This window comes from Streptomyces sp. HNM0575 (assembly GCF_012726265.1).
Lineage (GTDB): Bacteria > Actinomycetota > Actinomycetes > Streptomycetales > Streptomycetaceae > Streptomyces.
The window spans coordinates 185,687-201,594 of record NZ_JAASAG010000011.1 but is presented as its reverse complement, the minus strand read 5'-3'; the positions used below and the strand labels follow the sequence as shown (position 1 = coordinate 201,594).

Here is a 15,908-nt window from a genome sequence, read left to right as displayed (position 1 = left end):
GGCTCCCGTTGCCGCCGCTCCGGCTGCTCCGGTCGCCGCGGACGTCAGAGATGCAGCTGCTCGCCGGGGATGATCAGGCCCGGGTCGGAGCCGATGACGTCGCGGTTGCGCTCGTACAGCTCCCGCCAACCGCCCTTCACATCCTGCTCGTCCGCGATGGTGTAGAGCGAGTCGCCGTGCGAGACGCGGTATTCGCCGTCCTTGCCGGGATCGCCCGTGTCATCCGAACTGCCCGGATCGTGCGTGCCGTTCGCGTCGCCGCGTCCTTCGCCGTCACCGCGGGAGGGGTGTGTACCGCCGGAGCCGTCGTCCGTACCGGGCGACTCGGGGTCGGAGGTGCCGGGCGAGCCGGACGGGTCGGCGGAGTCCGACGGGTCGGGGTAGCCGGAGGGATCGGCGGACTCACCGCTGCCCGTGCCGCCCTCGCCCTCGGGCGCGCCCGGCGAAGGCGAGGTGGGGTACGGGCGTTCGGCGACGGGGCCGTCCGCGACCTCGGAACCGTCCGGGTCGACGTCGGGCGAGCCGGGCGAGTCCTGTGAGAGCCCCGCGCTGTCCGCGCAGTCGCCGAAGGAGCCGGTGCCCTCCTCGTCCAGGAGCTTCTCCGCCACGGTGATCTGCTGGTCGCGGCTCGCAAGATCGGGACGCCCGGCGTACTCGGTGCCGCCGTACCGCTCCCAGGTCTCCTGGTCCAACTGGAGCCCGCCGTAAAAGCCGTTGTCGTCGTTGGCGCTCCACAGGTTGCCGCTCTCGCACTCGGCCACGGCGTCCCAGGTGCCGTTGTCCGCGGCGCTCGCCGCCGTCGCTCCGAGCAGGGGAAGGGCGAGGCCCGCTCCCGTCACGCCCGCCGCGACCACGAAGTTGGGGGCCTGGCGGGGGCGGCGGTGGCGCCCGTTCCCGGAAAGCAGGGGCGGCATGTGGTGACCTCTCGTGGGGACACAGGACGTGGGCGATGACGCTTGCGGTGGTGCGAGGAGGGCGGTGCGTGCGGCTCCCGCGGCGCCGAACGCCCGGGCGCCCGGGGCACGTTGGGCGCCCGGGGTGGTACGGGGCGTGGTGCGCCTGGAGTTCGCACGCGAGCCGACGCTGCCGCCGGGCGACCGGCGGGCGGCGAGCGGCCCGGCTGCCGGTCGAACCTAGCTTCCGGACGCGCATCATCACAAGGTGGTGTCACTCACATCACGCGAACGTCACACCGGTGATGTCCCGTCACTCCTGTTGCACGCTTCGCCCGTCAGCGGTGCTCCCGTCGCCCGTCAGCGGTGCTCCGGTCACCCGTCAGCGGTGCTCGGGCGCGAACTCCACGGGCAGCGTGCGCAGTCCGCGCATGATGAGACCGCCGCGCCACCGCAACTCGTCGGGCGGGAGCGCTAGCCGTACGTCCGGCAGCCTGCGCAGCAGCGCGCTCAGCGCCAGTCGGCCCTCCAGCCTGGCGAGCGGCGCCCCGAGGCAGTAGTGGATGCCGTGGCCGTAGCCCAAGTGCTGGTTGTCTCGCCGCCGCAGGTCCAGCACGTCCGGATCGCCGAACTTGGCCGGATCCCGGTCGGCGGCGGCGAGCACCACCAGCACCGGCTCGCCCCGCGCGACGCGCACGCCGCCGATCTCCAGCGGCTCGGTGGCGAATCGCCACGTCGCGATCTCCACCGGGCCGTCGTAGCGCAGCAGTTCCTCGACCGCGGTGGCGAGCAGTCCGTCGTCGCCGGCGGCCACGGCGTCGCTCAGCAGGGCGCGCTGCCGGGGGTTCCGCAGCAGGGCGTACGTGCCGTTGCCGATGAGGTTGACCGTCGTCTCGAAGCCGGCGAAGAGGAGGATGAAGGCCATCGCCGCGGCCTCGTTCTCGGTGAGGTGCTCGCCGTGGTCGCTCGCGCGGATCAGGCCCGAGATCAGGTCTTCGCCCGGCTTCTCCCGTTTGCGGTGGATGAGTTCGGCGAGATAGGCGCGCATCTTCTTCACCGCCCGGCCGACTCCGCCGCGCGGCGGCCCCGGCTCGCCGGGCTTGTGGTGGCGCAGCATCATGCCGGCCCAGTCGCGGAAGTCGTCCTGGTCCTCGGCCGGTACGCCGAGCAGGTCGCAGATCGCGTAGATGGGCAGCGGGAAGGCGAACTCGTGGATGAGGTCCGCCTCGCCCCGGTCCGCGAAGGCGTCGATGAGCCGGTCGGTCAACTCCCGTACGCGTGGCTCGAATTCGGCCACGCGGGCGGGCGTGAACGCCTTCGAGACGAGGCGGCGCAGGCGGGTGTGGTCCGGCGGGTCGATGTTGAGCAGGTGCGTCATCAGGTTCGCGCTGCGCTCGCCGGGGATGCCGACCTTGCCCTTGCCGTGAGCGGACGTCTCGTGGTGGTGCACGGGGTTCTTGCTGAGCCGCTGGTCGGCGAGGGCCTGCCGGGCGTCGGCGTAGCGGGTCACCAGCCATGCCTCGACGCCGCTGGGCAGTTCGGTCCTGCGTACGGGCGCGTGCTCGCGCAGCCAGGCGTACGCGGGGTACGGGTCCGCGGCGAACTCCCAGTCGAAGAGCGGCGGCATGAGGGAGTGCGAGGCGGGGGCGGCGCCGCAAGGGCCGTCGCCGCCGTGGCCGCGGATGTCGTCGTGCACGCGTCGACGCTAGCGGGGTGGGGGCGGTGGCGGCTCAGGGGGTTCGCGGGGGACGGGACCGAGGGGCGGGGACGGAGGGACCGGGGCGCGATCACCCGGTCCGGGAGGGAGCAGGGGCGCTGGGCCGGGCGCCGCCCGCCGTCGGACGGGGTGGGCCCCGGCGGGCGGCGCCCGGCAAGCGTCAGTGGTGCCCGAGACCGCCGCTGCCGAAGCCGCCGCTGCTGCCCTCGTCCCACTTGGGGCGGGGCTGCTCGTGCTCGCCGGGATGGCTGTCGGAGTCGTAGTCCTTGAAGTCGTACGGCATGCGCCGCTCACCGTCGTGCGGCACCTCGTCGGGGACCCGGTGCCTCGTCTCGTACTCCTGCGGTGACTCCGGGCCCTTCTTGCCGGCGCTGGAGGGGCGCTGGTCGCCGCGCGCCCGGATGCGGATGCCGTACGCGACGGCCGCGATCAGGCCGATGACGACCACGAGGCCCGCGACGAGCGGTGCGATGCCGACGAGCAGATCGTGCTCCGCCGCGAGGGACACCGGAGACGATGCGGATGCGGTGAGTGCTGCGTACATGACGGCCGAGTACCCGTGCCTCGGGCGCTATGCCGACGGCGGCCGACGCGGTGCCGGACGTGCCGGGGCGATGCCGGGGTCGGCCGTGCCGGGGTCGGCCCCGCCGGTGCCGTACCGGTGCCGTGTCGGTCCCGGCCGTGTCGGGCTCGGGGCCCTGCCGGTGCCGTACCGGTCCCGGCCACGGGCAGCGCACCCGGCGCGATCCGGGGCCCCACTACGCGCCCGCGCTCTCGCCCTCCGCCGCGAGGCCCTCCGCCGCGGGGTCCTCCGCCGGACCCTCCGCCGCGCGGATCGCATCCCGGTACGTACGGGCCGCTACCCGCAGCGCCGTCTCCGGGTCGACGCCCTGCTCCTCGGCGCGCAGGGCCAGCGCCAGCAGCTCGTAGCCGAGGCCGTCGCCCTCCGGGGTCGCCGCGGCGGGCAAGGGCACGTCCAGGCCGGCGAGCCGCGCCCGCTGCCCCAGCTTCGCGGCCATCGCCAGCGCGGGCTGGCCCAGTGGAATCCCCTCCGTCACGGAGTTCCGGCGCTTCTCGGCGGCCTTCGTACGCAGCCAGTGCTCACGCACGTCCTCCGCCGTGGCCGCCTGCTCCTCGCCGAAGACGTGCGGATGCCGGTGGATCAGTTTCTCCACGATGCCGCCCGCCACGTCGTCGACCGAGAAGGGCTCCTCCGGGTCCTCCTGTGCGATGCGGGCGTGGAAGACGACCTGGAGCAGCACGTCGCCCAGCTCCTCGCACAGGGCGCCGCGGTCGCCCTCCTCGATGGCCTCGACGAGCTCGTACATCTCCTCGATGCCGTACTTGACGAGCTCCTCGTGGGTGCGGGCGCCGCTCCAGGGGCAGTCGGTGCGGATGCTGTCCATGACCTGTACGAGGTCGAGGAAGCGCGCGCCCGGCAGGTCGTAGGAGCCCGGCAGCAGCTCCAGCTCAGGCATCGACGTGCGCCCGGAACCGGCGAGCGCGGCCAGCCCGTCCGTCAGCGCGGGCTCGCCCTCCGCCGCCGCGACGACGACCGTCGTACGGCCCTCCGCGCACTCCTCGACCAGCTCGCGGGCCGTCGGCAGCTCCCCCGCGGCGACCGGGACGCCCGCCTCGCGCACATACGGCAGCTGGGGGTGCTCCGGGTCGCCGCACACGACGCGGTCGGCCGAGCGCAGCGCCTCCCAGGCGGGCCAGGACAGCAGTCCGGGGGCCACGCGGTGGCTGGTGGTGAGGAGGACGATGCGGCCGGTATGCGGCGGAGAAGCGTTCACGCGTCGAACGTAACGCAGCGCCCGTACGGGTACGGGCGCGGGCGGCGGACGCCCACGGTCCCAGCTGGCCACGGGCCGCGCGCGGGCCCCGCGTCATATCTGCGGCTGCCGCCGCCCCGCGTCACATCTGCGGCTGCGCCTGCTGCTGTTGCTGCTGCCGGTCCTGCTGCTTGCCGGTCAGGTCCCGCAGCCAGGGCTCCGAACTGTGGCCCAGCGTGGACGCCTTCACGTCCCACTTCCCGTAGCGCGGGTTCACGGAGATGTGCAGGTCCTCGGAGGTCCTGGAGAAGATCTTCCGCAGCTTCGCGTTGCCCTGCGGCGTACGCGGGTCGATCTTCTTCGCCTTCGAGATCTTGTCCACGGCGACCTGCATGCGCAGCCAGCCGTCGATCTGTGACGGAGCCACCGCCTGCTGCTGGAGGAGCGCGTCCTTCAGCCGCTTCTCGCCGCCCGCCTGCTTGCGCAACTCGGCGTGGTACTTGCCCACTTCGCGCCGCGTCACGGATACGCCCGCGTCCTTCGCGGCCTGCTTCACGATGCGTTCGCGGATCATGCCGTCGAGCGCGGCACGCGTCAGCTGGCCGCTGCCCTTGATCATCTCCTGGCCCTGCGGCGCCGAGCGCTGCGCGTCGCGCACGGCCTCCACCTTCGACTGGAGCTGTCCCATGCTGATGCGCTCGCCGCCCGTCACAGCGGCGGCACCGGGGTGCGCGTCGTCGCCGCACCCGGTGAGCAGCGGCGCCGCGACGAGCAGCGCGGCGGCTCCGCCGAGGGTGAGCGCGGACCTGCGACGACGGCTTGCTGTGGTGCTGCTGTGCATCGGGACTCCCGGACGGCGGCTAGGGGCGTGCGACGGTCGTGCACGACCTCGGCGTTGATCGATGTTATGTAGTCGAGGTGGTTGAGACCACCGCTTCTGCTCTCTTCTCGGCAACGATTGTCCTCAACCCCACCCCGTCCCGGCGTCTTCGCGGACCCCTGAGGCGGGCCCCGGTCGTGATGCGGAACCGCCCGCACCCGCCGCACCGTTCCGCGGCTCCCCGTTCACCTCCGGCTCACCCTGTGGGAACTCCCCCTCGTGGTGCCCCTCCTAGCATCCTGCTCAAGGGCCGCGTAAGCGCCTTCGAAGGCGTGGCAACGGGAAGGGGACGTCGTCGACACAGGGAGAAGCACAACACGGAGCAGGAAGCGGCGGGAGGCGCCGGACGACGACGCCGGCCGCAGCGCAGGCACCGGACAGGATCCACGGAAAGCACGCAAGGTCCGCGATCCGCACTGGGACAACATCAGATGCCTCTCGGGCGTGCTCGTCCTCAACGGGCACCTGATCGAACCGCTCGGCCACATCGAGGGGTTGCGCTGGTTCTACGTCACGAGCTGGGCGATGCGCGTGCCCGTGTTCGTCATCCTGGCGGGCTACTTCAGCAGCGCCGGGCCGTTGGGGCACCGTGAGGTGCGGCGGCTCACCGAATCGGTGCTGGCCCCTTACCTGTTGATCGCGCTGCTGCACACGGCGCAGATCCGGCTGCTGTACGGGCAGTGGAAGTTCTTCACCGCCGAACCCGCCTGGGGCCTGTGGTTCCTGCTGTCGCTGTTCGTCTGGCGGATGCTGCTGCCGTACCTGGCGGTGCTGCGCTACCCGTTGCCGACCGCGCTGGCGGCCGCGCTCGCCGTCGGATACCTCGACGGCTTCACCCACACCTTCTCGGCCTCCCGGACGGTCGCCTTCCTCCCCTTCTTCCTCCTCGGCTGGGAGCTGCGCAGGGGGCCGGCGGACCAGTTCCTGCACGCCGTCTGGAGCCGGGAGGCGGCCGCCGGTGTGCTGGCGGTCACGGCCGTCGCGTGCTGGTTCCTCCGGAACGACATCGACACGGGCTGGCTGGCCATGCACGCGCCGTACGGGGAGACGGTGTCGTTCAACCCGGCGTGGGCGTGGGGCCTGCGCGGCACGGTGCTGCTGTGCGGGATGGCGATCGCGCTCAGCTTCATCCGGCTGGTGCCGAAGCGGAGGCTGCCCGTCGTGACGTACCTGGGCATGGGCGGCCTCTACATCTACCTGCTCCACCCTCTCGTCCTGCGCGTCTTCTTCCGCTTCGGCGACCTGCGGTGGGTGGGCCCGTGGCGGGAACAGGCAGCCGTGCTCGCACTGGGCTGCGCGCTGGCGGCGGCGCTGGCGTCGCCGTGGGTACGGCGGTTGACGAGGCCGGTGGTGCAGCCGCGCCTGCCGTGGCTGTACGCGCCTGAACCGGCCGCGGAGGTCCCGGCCCCCGGCACCACGGCGGCACGGCCGCCCGAGCCCGCGCAGCGCCAACGCCCCGGCGGCGAACCGGCGTTGGAGGCTGAGCCCGCGCCCGCCGCGAGACCCGCCGCAACGCCCGGCGCGAGGCCCGGCGAGCAGGCCGGCGCACGGTGCCGCACGGGCCCTGACCTGTGACGGACGCGGCGGCCGGACGGGACCCGGTTACGCACAGGCCCTGAGGCGGCGGCGTGGCACCCGGCAGCGCGGCGCGGGGCAGAGGTGGAGCGCACCGGCCCCCACCCCTCAGGAAGCCACGACGCCGGTGAGGAACTCCCCCACCCACGCGAGCAGTTCGCGCCCCACGACCGGCTTGCCGCCGATGCCGCCCGCCTTGGGGCGCGGCACCAGCACCTGCCGCGCCGCCTGCTTGATCACCGAGCGGGGGTGGAGCCGCTTGAGCCGCAGCTCCTGCGACTCGCGCAGCTCGACCGGGCTGAAGCGCACGTTGTTGCCCTGAAGCGTGATGTCCGTGACGCCGCACGAGCGGGCGAGCATCCGCAGTCCCGCGACGAGCAGCAGATTCTCCACGGGCTCCGGCAACGGCCCGTAGCGGTCGGCCAGTTCCTCCCGTACGGCCGTGATGTCCTCCTCGGAGTCGGCGGACGCGATGGCCCGGTACGCCTGGAGGCGCAGCCGCTCGCCCGGCGCGTAGTCGTGCGGCACATGTGCGTCGACGGGCAGCTCGATCTTGACCTCCAGCGGCGGCTCCTCGGCCTCGCCGCCCTGCTCCAGTGCGTTGCGGTAGTCGGCGACGGCCTCGCCGACCATCCGTACGTACAGGTCGAAGCCGACGCCCGCGATGTGCCCGGACTGCTCGCCGCCGAGGAGGTTGCCCGCGCCGCGGATCTCCAGGTCCTTCATCGCGACGTACATGCCCGCGCCCATCTCGGTGTGCTGCGCGATGGTCGCCAGCCGCTCGTGCGCGGTCTCCGTGAGCGGCTTCTCCGGCGGGTAGAGGAAGTAGGCGTAGCCGCGCTCGCGGCCGCGCCCGACGCGGCCGCGCAGCTGATGCAGCTGCGAGAGGCCGAAGTTGTCGCCGCGCTCGACGATGAGGGTGTTGGCGTTGGAGATGTCGATGCCGTTCTCGACGATGGTCGTCGCGACCAGCACGTCGGACTTCTTCTCCCAGAAGTCCACCACCACCTGCTCCAGGGCCTGCTCCGACATCTGCCCGTGCGCCGTGGCGATACGGGCCTCCGGCACGGTCTGCCGCAGCCGCGCCGCGGCACGCTCGATGGACTCCACCCGGTTGTGGATGTAGAAGACCTGGCCGTCGCGCAGCAGTTCACGCCTGACCGCGGCGCCGATCTGCTTCTCCTCGTACGGACCGACGAAGGTCAGCACCGGGTGCCGCTCCTCGGGCGGCGTGGTGATCGTCGACATCTCGCGGATGCCGGTGACGGCCATCTCCAGGGTGCGGGGGATGGGGGTGGCGGACATGCTGAGCACGTCGACGTTGGCCCGCAGCTTCTTCAGCTGCTCCTTGTGCTCGACGCCGAAGCGCTGCTCCTCGTCGACGATGAGCAGCCCCAGGTCCTTGAACTTGGTGTCGGAGGAGAAGAGCCGGTGCGTGCCGATGACGACGTCGACCGTGCCCTCCCGCAGGCCCTCGACGACCGCGCGCGCCTCGGACTCGGTCTGGAAGCGCGACAGGGCCCGTACGTTGACGGGGAACTGCCCGTAGCGCTCGGTGAAGGTGGAGAAGTGCTGCTGGACGAGGAGCGTCGTCGGAACGAGGACGGCGACCTGCTTGCCGTCCTGCACGGCCTTGAAGGCCGCACGCACCGCGATCTCCGTCTTGCCGTAGCCGACGTCGCCGCAGATGAGGCGGTCCATCGGGACGGACTTCTCCATGTCCTCCTTGACCTCGCCGATGGTGGTCAGCTGGTCCGGGGTCTCCGCGTACGGAAAGGCGTCCTCCAGCTCCCGCTGCCAGGGCGAGTCCTGGCCGAAGGCGTAGCCGGGCGCGGCCATGCGGGCCGAGTACAGCTTGATCAGGTCGGCGGCGATCTCCTTGACGGCCTTCTTCGCGCGCGCCTTGGTCTTCGTCCAGTCGGCGCCGCCGAGGCGGTGCAGCGACGGCTGCTCCCCGCCGACGTACTTGGTGACCTGCTCCAGCTGGTCCGTGGGCACGAACAGCCGGTCGCCGGGCTGGCCGCGCTTGGCCGGCGCGTACTCCACGAGCAGATACTCGCGGGTGGCGCCCTGCACGGTGCGCTGGACCATCTCGACATAGCGGCCCACGCCGTGCTGCTCGTGGACGATGTAGTCGCCGGGCACGAGGCTGAGCGGGTCGATCTGCTTGCGCCGCCGCGCCGGCATGCGGGCGGCCTCCCGGCCCGCGGCCCGCTGCCCCGACAGGTCGGTCTCGGTGAGGACGGCGAGCTTCAGCTCCGGTGCGACGAAGCCGTTGTCGAGGCAGCCGCGCGCCACGTGCACCACGGACGGGGCGATCTCGCCCAGCTCGCTCTCCTGACGGGCGGCGATGCCCTCGCCGCTGAGCACCTCGACGGTACGGACGGCGGGGCCGTGCGCCTCCGTGACGTACACGCAGCGCCAGCCCGCCGACAGCCACTCCTTGGTGTCGGCGAGGGCGCGGGCGGTGTCCCCGCGGTAGCTCTCGGGGGCGTGCATGCCGAGCCGCAGCACGTCGGCGCCCTCGGCGATGTCCTCCTCGTACGCCGCCTCCCCGTAGCCGCCGTCCTCGCCGGAGAGGCCGCCGCCGGAAGCGGCACCGGGGCTGAAGGGGCTGACCGACCACCACATCATGCCCAGCTCGCGGGCCCGCTCGCGCAGGTCCGCGATGCCCCACAGCGAGGCCGCGCCGAGGTCGACGGGCGCCTCCCCGCTCTCGGACATGGCGGTGGCGCCCCACGACGCCTGGAGGAACTCCTGGGACGTGGCGACCAGGTCCGCCGCCCGCCTGCGCACCCGCTCCGGGTCGCACACCAGGGCCATCGTGCCCTTGGGCATCACGTCGAGCAGCAGCTCCATGTCGTCGGCGAGTACGGGCGCCAGCGACTCCATGCCCTCGACGGCGATGCCCTCGGCGATCTTCCCGAGCAGCTCGCCCAGCCCTGGGTGCTCCTCGGCGAGGGCCGCGGCCCGCCGCCGCACGTCGTCCGTCAGCAGCAGCTCGCGGCACGGAGGGGCCCACAGCCCGTGCTCGGCGGCCTCCAGGGAGCGCTGGTCGGCGACCCGGAAGTAGCGGATCTCCTCGATCTCGTCGCCCCAGAACTCCACGCGCAGCGGGTGCTCCTCGGTCGGCGGGAAGACGTCGAGGATGCCGCCGCGCACGGCGAACTCGCCGCGCTTCTCGACCAGTTCGACCCGCGCGTACGCCGCTGCCGCCAGCGCGTCCACGACCTCGTCCATGTCCGTGGTCTGCCCCTGCCGCAGCGCGACCGGCTCCAGATCGCCGAGGCCCTTGACCTGCGGCTGGAGCACCGAGCGCACGGGCGCGACGACGACGCTCACGGGGCCGGTGCCCGCGTCGCCCTCCTCCGCGGGGTGCGCGAGGCGGCGCAGCACGGCGAGGCGGCGGCCGACGGTGTCGGAACGTGGCGAGAGCCGCTCGTGCGGCAGCGTCTCCCACGACGGGTACTCCACGACGCCCTCGGGCGGCAGCAGCGAGCGCAGCGTCTCCGTCAGGTCCTCCGCCTCGCGGCCCGTGGCGGTCACGGCGAGCACCGGGCGCCCGGCGGAGCGCGCGAGCTCCGCCACCGCGAAGGGCCTGGCGGCGGACGGGCCGACCAGGTCGACATGGTGCCGGTTGCCGTCGGCGGCGGCCTCGGCCGCCTCCTGAAGCGCGGGGTCGCGCGCGACGGCGTCGAGCAGTCCGGTGAGACTCATCTGGGGTGGCTTCCCGTCCGGAGGTGGGCAACGCGAACGCCCCGAAACGGCGCTGCGCGCACGTCCGGGGGTTTCCAAGCCTACGGCGGCCCGCAGGCGGCCCGTGCCGGTACGAGGACGCCGGGCTAGGCTCGGGCCCAGCGCACGGCTGCTCACGATCGGCTTCGAAAGGTCGGCCATGGCCAAGGACTCACCGGGACCGGACCGTCCGCGGGGACGTGGCCCGGATGGATCCGGCGGACCGGGCTGCCGCCGCCCCCCTGCCGACCCGGGAGATCTGCCCGAAGAACTCCCCGATGCGCCGGCTGAACCGATTCTCCCGGAAGGCGCACCGAATAACCTTGATGCCGGAAAAGTGAGAACGAGGGAGGTGGCCATGACCGCCGAGCCGATCGACTGGATGCACCCGCCCTCCCAGGGCTGGACGTACGAGCAGGTCAAGGACCTGGACCTGCCGTTCGACTGGGAACTGGTGGATGGGGCGATCGTGGTCCGGGGGATGACGAGTCAGTGGCACGACACAGTGCGCGACGAGCTGTACTTCGCCTTGCGAGGCGCCCGTGAATCTCCGTACGCCGTGAACGCCGAGCGGTGCGTGCTGGTGGACGAGCACAACCCGCCCAAGCCCGACGTGGTGGTCTTCGACCGCACGGGGCTGGACTTCTTCTCGCAGGAATGCGTACCGATCGAGTCGGTGGCCCTCGTCGTCGAGGTCGTCTCGCACGGCTCACGCACCGATGACCGGTTCAGGAAGCCCGCGATGTACGCGGAGGCAGGGGTTCAGTTCTTCTGGCGGGTCGAACGCGGGGCGGACGAATTCCCGGTGGTCCACGAGTTCCACCTCGACAAGGACACCGGTGTCTACGCGCCGGCGCCCGGCGGAGCCAGCCACGAAGGCCGCCTGATCACCCGGCACCCCTTCCCCGTGGAGCTCGATCTGCGGGCGATCTTCGCCGACTGATCAGCCCTCCGGCCGCGGGTCCCGTCCGGGCCGCGGCCCGGACGGGACCCGCCGGTCCCTCCTCCGTCACTCCGTGGCGATCGCCGCCAGCACGTTCATCCGTCCCGCCCGGAACGCCGGCACCAGCGCCGCCACCAGGCCCACCAGGGCGGAGCCCGCGAAGACCGCGCCGATCGTGGGCCACGGGATCTCCAGCACGTTCAGGCCCTCCAGCGCCAGCAGCTTCTGCGCCGCCGCGCCCCAGCACATCCCCAGGCCCAGCCCGAGCATGGCGCCGAAGAGCGCGATGACGACGGACTCCAGCCGGATCATGCGCCGCAGCTGCCGCCGCGCCAGGCCGATGGCCCGCATCAGGCCGATCTCCCGGGTGCGTTCAACGACGGACAGCGCGAGGGTGTTCACGACACCCAGCACGGCGACGACGATCGCGAGCGCCAGCAGCCCGTACACCATGTTGAGCATCTGCCCGACCTGCTTCTGAAGGGTCTCCTTGAAGTCGGCCTGGTCGCGCACCTGGTACTGCGGGTAGGGCTTGAGCTGCTTCTTCAGCGCCGAGTACGCGGCGTCCTCCCTGCCGTCCCCGGCGGATCCGAACATCATGACGGTGGGAGGCAGTTGGGCCTTCGGGATGTAGCGGCGCGCGGTGGCGAGGTCCGTGTACATCGCCCCCTTGTCGACGCTCGTCTCCTCCTTGGTGACCGCCGCCACCGTGAGCTTCGCCGTACGGCCGCCCGCGAAGGCGACCTTCAGCTCGTCGCCCGTCCTGATGCCGTGCTCCTTGGCGTAGGCGGCGCCGACGGACATCGCGTCACGGCCGTATGCAGCGGACAGATCGCCGGACTTCACCTCGCGCCGCAGGTCCTTCATGTAGGAGGGGTCGGTCGCGGAGAGCCGCTCGCCGCCCGCCTTGCCGTCCGGCGTGGTGATACGGGCGGGGACCATCTTGTAAGAGGTCACGGTCTCCAGCGACTTCGACGCCTTGAGCTTCTTCTCCACCGCGGGCGTGATCGGCTGCCCGTTGCCGGACTGGATGATGAAGTCGGCGCCCACCGAGCGGTCGAGTTCCTGCGTGGCCGACGCCACCATCGACGATCCGACGACCGACAGCGACGCGACGAGCGCCAGCCCGATCATGAGTGCCGCGGCCGTCGCGCCCGTACGGCGCGGATTGCGCAGCGCGTTCCGCTCGGCGAGCCGCCCGACGCGCCCGCCGAACGGCCTGAGCGTCACCACGGACAGCACCCGCACGAGGGCACCGGCGAGCACCGGTCCGACGACGATGAAGCCGACGAGGGTGAGGACCACTCCCGCCCCCAGATACATCGACCCCTGCGCGGCCTTCTCCGCCTGCGTCGCCGCGTACAGACCGGCTCCGCCGCCGCCCGTGAGCAGCACTCCCAGCACCGTGCGTACGGCACCGGCCCTGCCGTCTGCGGGGGTGCCCGCGTCCCGCAGCGCCGCCATCGGCGAGACCCGGCCCGCGCGGCGGGCCGGCAGATAGGCGGCGAGCAGCGTGACGAGGACGCCCAGCGCGACTCCGGTGACGGGCGTGGTCCACGCCAGCGTCAGCTCGGAGGTGCTGAGGTTCATCCCGACCGCGCCCATGAGCTTCATCAGCCCCACGGCGAGGCCCACTCCGGCGCCCACACCCAGCACGGAACCGACGACGCCCAGCAGCAACGCCTCGATCAGCACCGACCTGTTGACCTGCCGGCGGCTCGATCCGACGGCCCGCATCAGGCCGATCTCGCGGGTGCGCTGCGCGACCAGCATGGAGAACGTGTTGACGATGAGGAAGACGCCCACGAGCAGGGCGATCCCGGCGAAGCCGAGCAGCGCGTACTTCATCACGTCCAGGAAGGAGCCGATCTCCTCGCGCTGGGAGTCCGCGGCCTCCTTCTGCGTCTGGTACTCGTACTTCTCCGCGCCCAGCGAGGCGGCCACGTTCTTCTTCAACAGGGCGTCGGTGACGCCCTGTTCGGCGGTCACGGAGATGTTCGTGTACGAGCCGGTGCCGCCGAGCAGCTGCCGCTGGGCGGTGGCGGTGTCGAAGTAGACGATCGCCGCACCGGGATTGGTGACCTGGAACGTGGCGATGCCGGAGACCCGCGCGGAGAAGTCGCCGGTGGCGACGACGGTCCGCAGCTCGTCGCCGATCCGGATGTGCCGCTTCTTCGCCGTGTCGGCGTCGACCATCACCTCGGACCCGTCGCGCGGGGCGTGGCCCGAGGTCACCTTCATCGTCCGGTGGGCGTTCGAGGTCCAGTTGGCGGCGATGGTGGGGGCTCCGGTGGTGGAGCCGATGTTCTTGTCGTCACCGTCGACGACGGTGACCTGTTCGCTGGAGACCACGCCCTCGGCGGACTCGGCGCCCTCGGTCCGGCGTACCTTCGCGAGCGCGGAATCCGGCAGCGTACGGGGCCTGGCGGCGGACTGCCCGGCGCCGCCCGCCTGTTCCTTCTCCTTCTTGGGGCCGACGGTCACATCGGCCGACGTGGCGGCGAAGAGCCGGTCGAAGGTGGTGTTCATCGTGTCGGTGAAGACGAGCGTGCCGCACACGAACGCGACGGACAGCAGCACGGCGACGGCGCTGAGCGCCATCCTCCCCTTGTGCGCGAAGAAGTTGCGCAGGGATGCCTTGAACACGGTCACGGCCGGCCCCCGTCGATGCCGTCGCCGGCCTTCGCGCCGAACGCGTCGAAGGAGTCGTGGCCGCGAGAGTCATAGCCGCGGGAGTCGTAACCGCCGGAGTCGTAACCGCCGGCGCCCTGGAAGGGCTCCTCGGGCACGTCGAACGCGGCGAGGCCCTCCGGGACCGCGCCCCGGCCCGCAGCGGCGCCCGGACCCACTCCCGAACCCGGGCCCGAATCCGCGCCCGGCCCCGTGCTCTCCGCGAGGCGCAGCATCTTCTCCAGTACGGCCTCGGCCGTCGGCCGGTGCATCTCGTCGACGATCCGCCCGTCCGCGAGGTACAGCACACGGTCCGCGTACGCGGCGGCCACCGGGTCGTGCGTGACCATCACGATGGTCTGCCCCAGCTCGTCGACGGAGCGGCGCAGGAAGCCCAGCATCTCCGCACCCGCACGGGAGTCGAGGTTGCCGGTCGGCTCGTCGGCGAAGACGATCTCCGGCCGGGACGCCAACGCCCTTGCCACTGCGACCCGTTGCTGCTGGCCGCCGGAGAGCTGGCTGGGCCGGTGCGAGAGCCGCCCCTCCAGGCCGACGGTCGCGATGACCGTCTCCAGCCACTGCTTGTCGGGCTTACGGCCCGCGATGTCCATGGGAAGGGTGATGTTCTCCAGGGCGTCGAGCGTGGGCAGCAGATTGAACGCCTGGAAGATGAAGCCGATCCTGTCGCGCCGCAGCCGCGTCAGCTTCTTGTCCTTCAGACCGGTGATCTCCTGCCCGCCGACCCTGATGCGTCCCTCGGTGACCGAGTCCAGACCCGCGAGGCAGTGCATCAGCGTCGACTTGCCGGAACCCGAGGGCCCCATGATCGCGGTGAACGCTCCGCGCTCGATGTCCACGTCGACACGGTCGAGCGCGACGACCCGCGTCTCGCCCTGCCCGTAGGCCTTGACCAGCTGCCGGGCGGAGGCCGCGACGGCCGAACGCGCCCCGCTGCCCCCGCTCCTGGGGTCCGCTGCCGCCGTCCTCATCATGTGCTTCCTCTCCCCGTCCGGTGATCCCTTGATCCCGTGATCCGCTGTGTGGTGCCGGTGTTCCGCGTCGCGTCCGTTGTTCCGCATCCGGCGTTCCGCGTCCGGTGTGTTCTTGTCCGGTGTGTTCTTGTCCGGTGTGTTCTTGTCCGATGTGCCGTGTCAGGTGTCTTACGTCAGGTGCCAGATGCCTGGTGCCCGGTGCCTGGTGCCTGGATGTCTTGCGTCAGGTGCCTGGTGCCCGGTGTCAGGTGCCTTGCGGCAAGTGCCGCGTCGTGTCCGCGGCTTACGGCTGCGCGCTCCCGCGCGGTACGGGCGTACGGCAGGACGCCGCCCCGTCGTGAGTGAGCGTTGTCGCGTGGTGGGCCGTGAACCGGGCCGTGGGGCCCGGGGTTCCGGCCCGTCCGTGGGTGACGAGTACGTGTCCGAGTGGGCTTCGACAGGAGTCTTCCTCCGCCCGCCGCGCGCCGCGATGGTGCCCGCACCTCTTCCGCTACGGGGGCCGGCCCCACCCCTGCCGGCGGGTCCTGGCCGGGCCGGGCGTCCTCGTCCGGCTCCACGACGAGAGCCTATGCGCCGCCGCAGGTCCCCTCCTCCTGCTCCAGGACGATTCCGCGCCACGCCGGACCGCCGGGGAGACCCCTAGGGGAGCCGCTTCCGGTACGCGGCGCCGCCGCCCTCCGGCCCGCCGCACCGGATCCGGCGGGCCCCGGAAACATATGGGAAGGGCC

At 72.2% G+C, this 15,908-nt stretch carries 9 protein-coding genes and 1 pseudogene; 2 read left to right on the top strand and 8 right to left on the bottom strand.

Going from position 1 to position 15,908, the window contains the following annotated elements; translation table 11 throughout:
• Positions 1-44: 44 nt before the first annotated feature.
• From HCC61_RS24790 to HCC61_RS24770, 5 genes are all read right to left on the bottom strand, one after another.
• Positions 45-914 (bottom strand): transglycosylase family protein, encoded by an 870-nt coding sequence (locus HCC61_RS24790; protein WP_169138969.1) that lies wholly within the window; start codon positions 912-914, stop codon positions 45-47.
• 361 nt (positions 915-1,275) lie between these two features.
• A complete protein-coding gene (locus tag HCC61_RS24785; RefSeq protein ID WP_169139207.1) occupies positions 1,276-2,520 on the bottom strand; it encodes a cytochrome P450 in 1,245 nt (414 codons plus the stop codon).
• Between the two features lie 250 nt (positions 2,521-2,770).
• Positions 2,771-3,154 carry a DUF6479 family protein gene (locus tag HCC61_RS24780; RefSeq protein WP_169138967.1) on the bottom strand — a complete coding sequence of 128 codons (384 nt, stop codon included), beginning with the start codon at positions 3,152-3,154 and terminating at the stop codon, positions 2,771-2,773.
• Between the two features lie 214 nt (positions 3,155-3,368).
• On the bottom strand, positions 3,369-4,406 hold the full coding sequence (locus HCC61_RS24775) for a nucleoside triphosphate pyrophosphohydrolase (protein WP_169138964.1): 1,038 nt from the start codon (positions 4,404-4,406) through the stop codon (positions 3,369-3,371).
• 121 nt (positions 4,407-4,527) lie between these two features.
• Positions 4,528-5,226: a SurA N-terminal domain-containing protein gene (locus HCC61_RS24770; RefSeq protein WP_169138962.1), complete on the bottom strand. Its 699-nt coding sequence runs from the start codon at positions 5,224-5,226 to the stop codon at positions 4,528-4,530.
• Between the two features lie 465 nt (positions 5,227-5,691).
• Here HCC61_RS24770 and HCC61_RS24765 point away from each other — a divergent pair, with 465 nt between their 5' ends.
• Positions 5,692-6,840, top strand: coding sequence for an acyltransferase family protein (locus HCC61_RS24765; RefSeq protein WP_169139205.1), 1,149 nt, complete (start codon positions 5,692-5,694; stop codon positions 6,838-6,840).
• A gap of 108 nt (positions 6,841-6,948) precedes the next feature.
• On the opposite strand, the gene mfd is transcribed toward HCC61_RS24765, so the two are convergent.
• Positions 6,949-10,557, bottom strand: coding sequence for a transcription-repair coupling factor (gene mfd, locus HCC61_RS24760; protein ID WP_169138960.1), 3,609 nt, complete (start codon positions 10,555-10,557; stop codon positions 6,949-6,951).
• A 376-nt stretch (positions 10,558-10,933) separates the two neighbouring features.
• On the opposite strand from mfd, the gene HCC61_RS24755 reads away from it, so the two are divergent.
• Positions 10,934-11,518 (top strand): Uma2 family endonuclease, encoded by a 585-nt coding sequence (locus HCC61_RS24755; RefSeq protein ID WP_169138958.1) that lies wholly within the window; start codon positions 10,934-10,936, stop codon positions 11,516-11,518.
• A gap of 66 nt (positions 11,519-11,584) precedes the next feature.
• Here the strand turns inward: HCC61_RS24755 and HCC61_RS24750 are convergent, their stop codons facing one another.
• Positions 11,585-14,170 carry an ABC transporter permease gene (locus tag HCC61_RS24750; RefSeq protein ID WP_169138957.1) on the bottom strand — a complete coding sequence of 862 codons (2,586 nt, stop codon included), beginning with the start codon at positions 14,168-14,170 and terminating at the stop codon, positions 11,585-11,587.
• Between the two features lie 257 nt (positions 14,171-14,427).
• Positions 14,428-15,177, bottom strand: a pseudogene (locus HCC61_RS24745) (ABC transporter ATP-binding protein); the annotation flags it as partial.
• Positions 15,178-15,908: the final 731 nt, after the last annotated feature.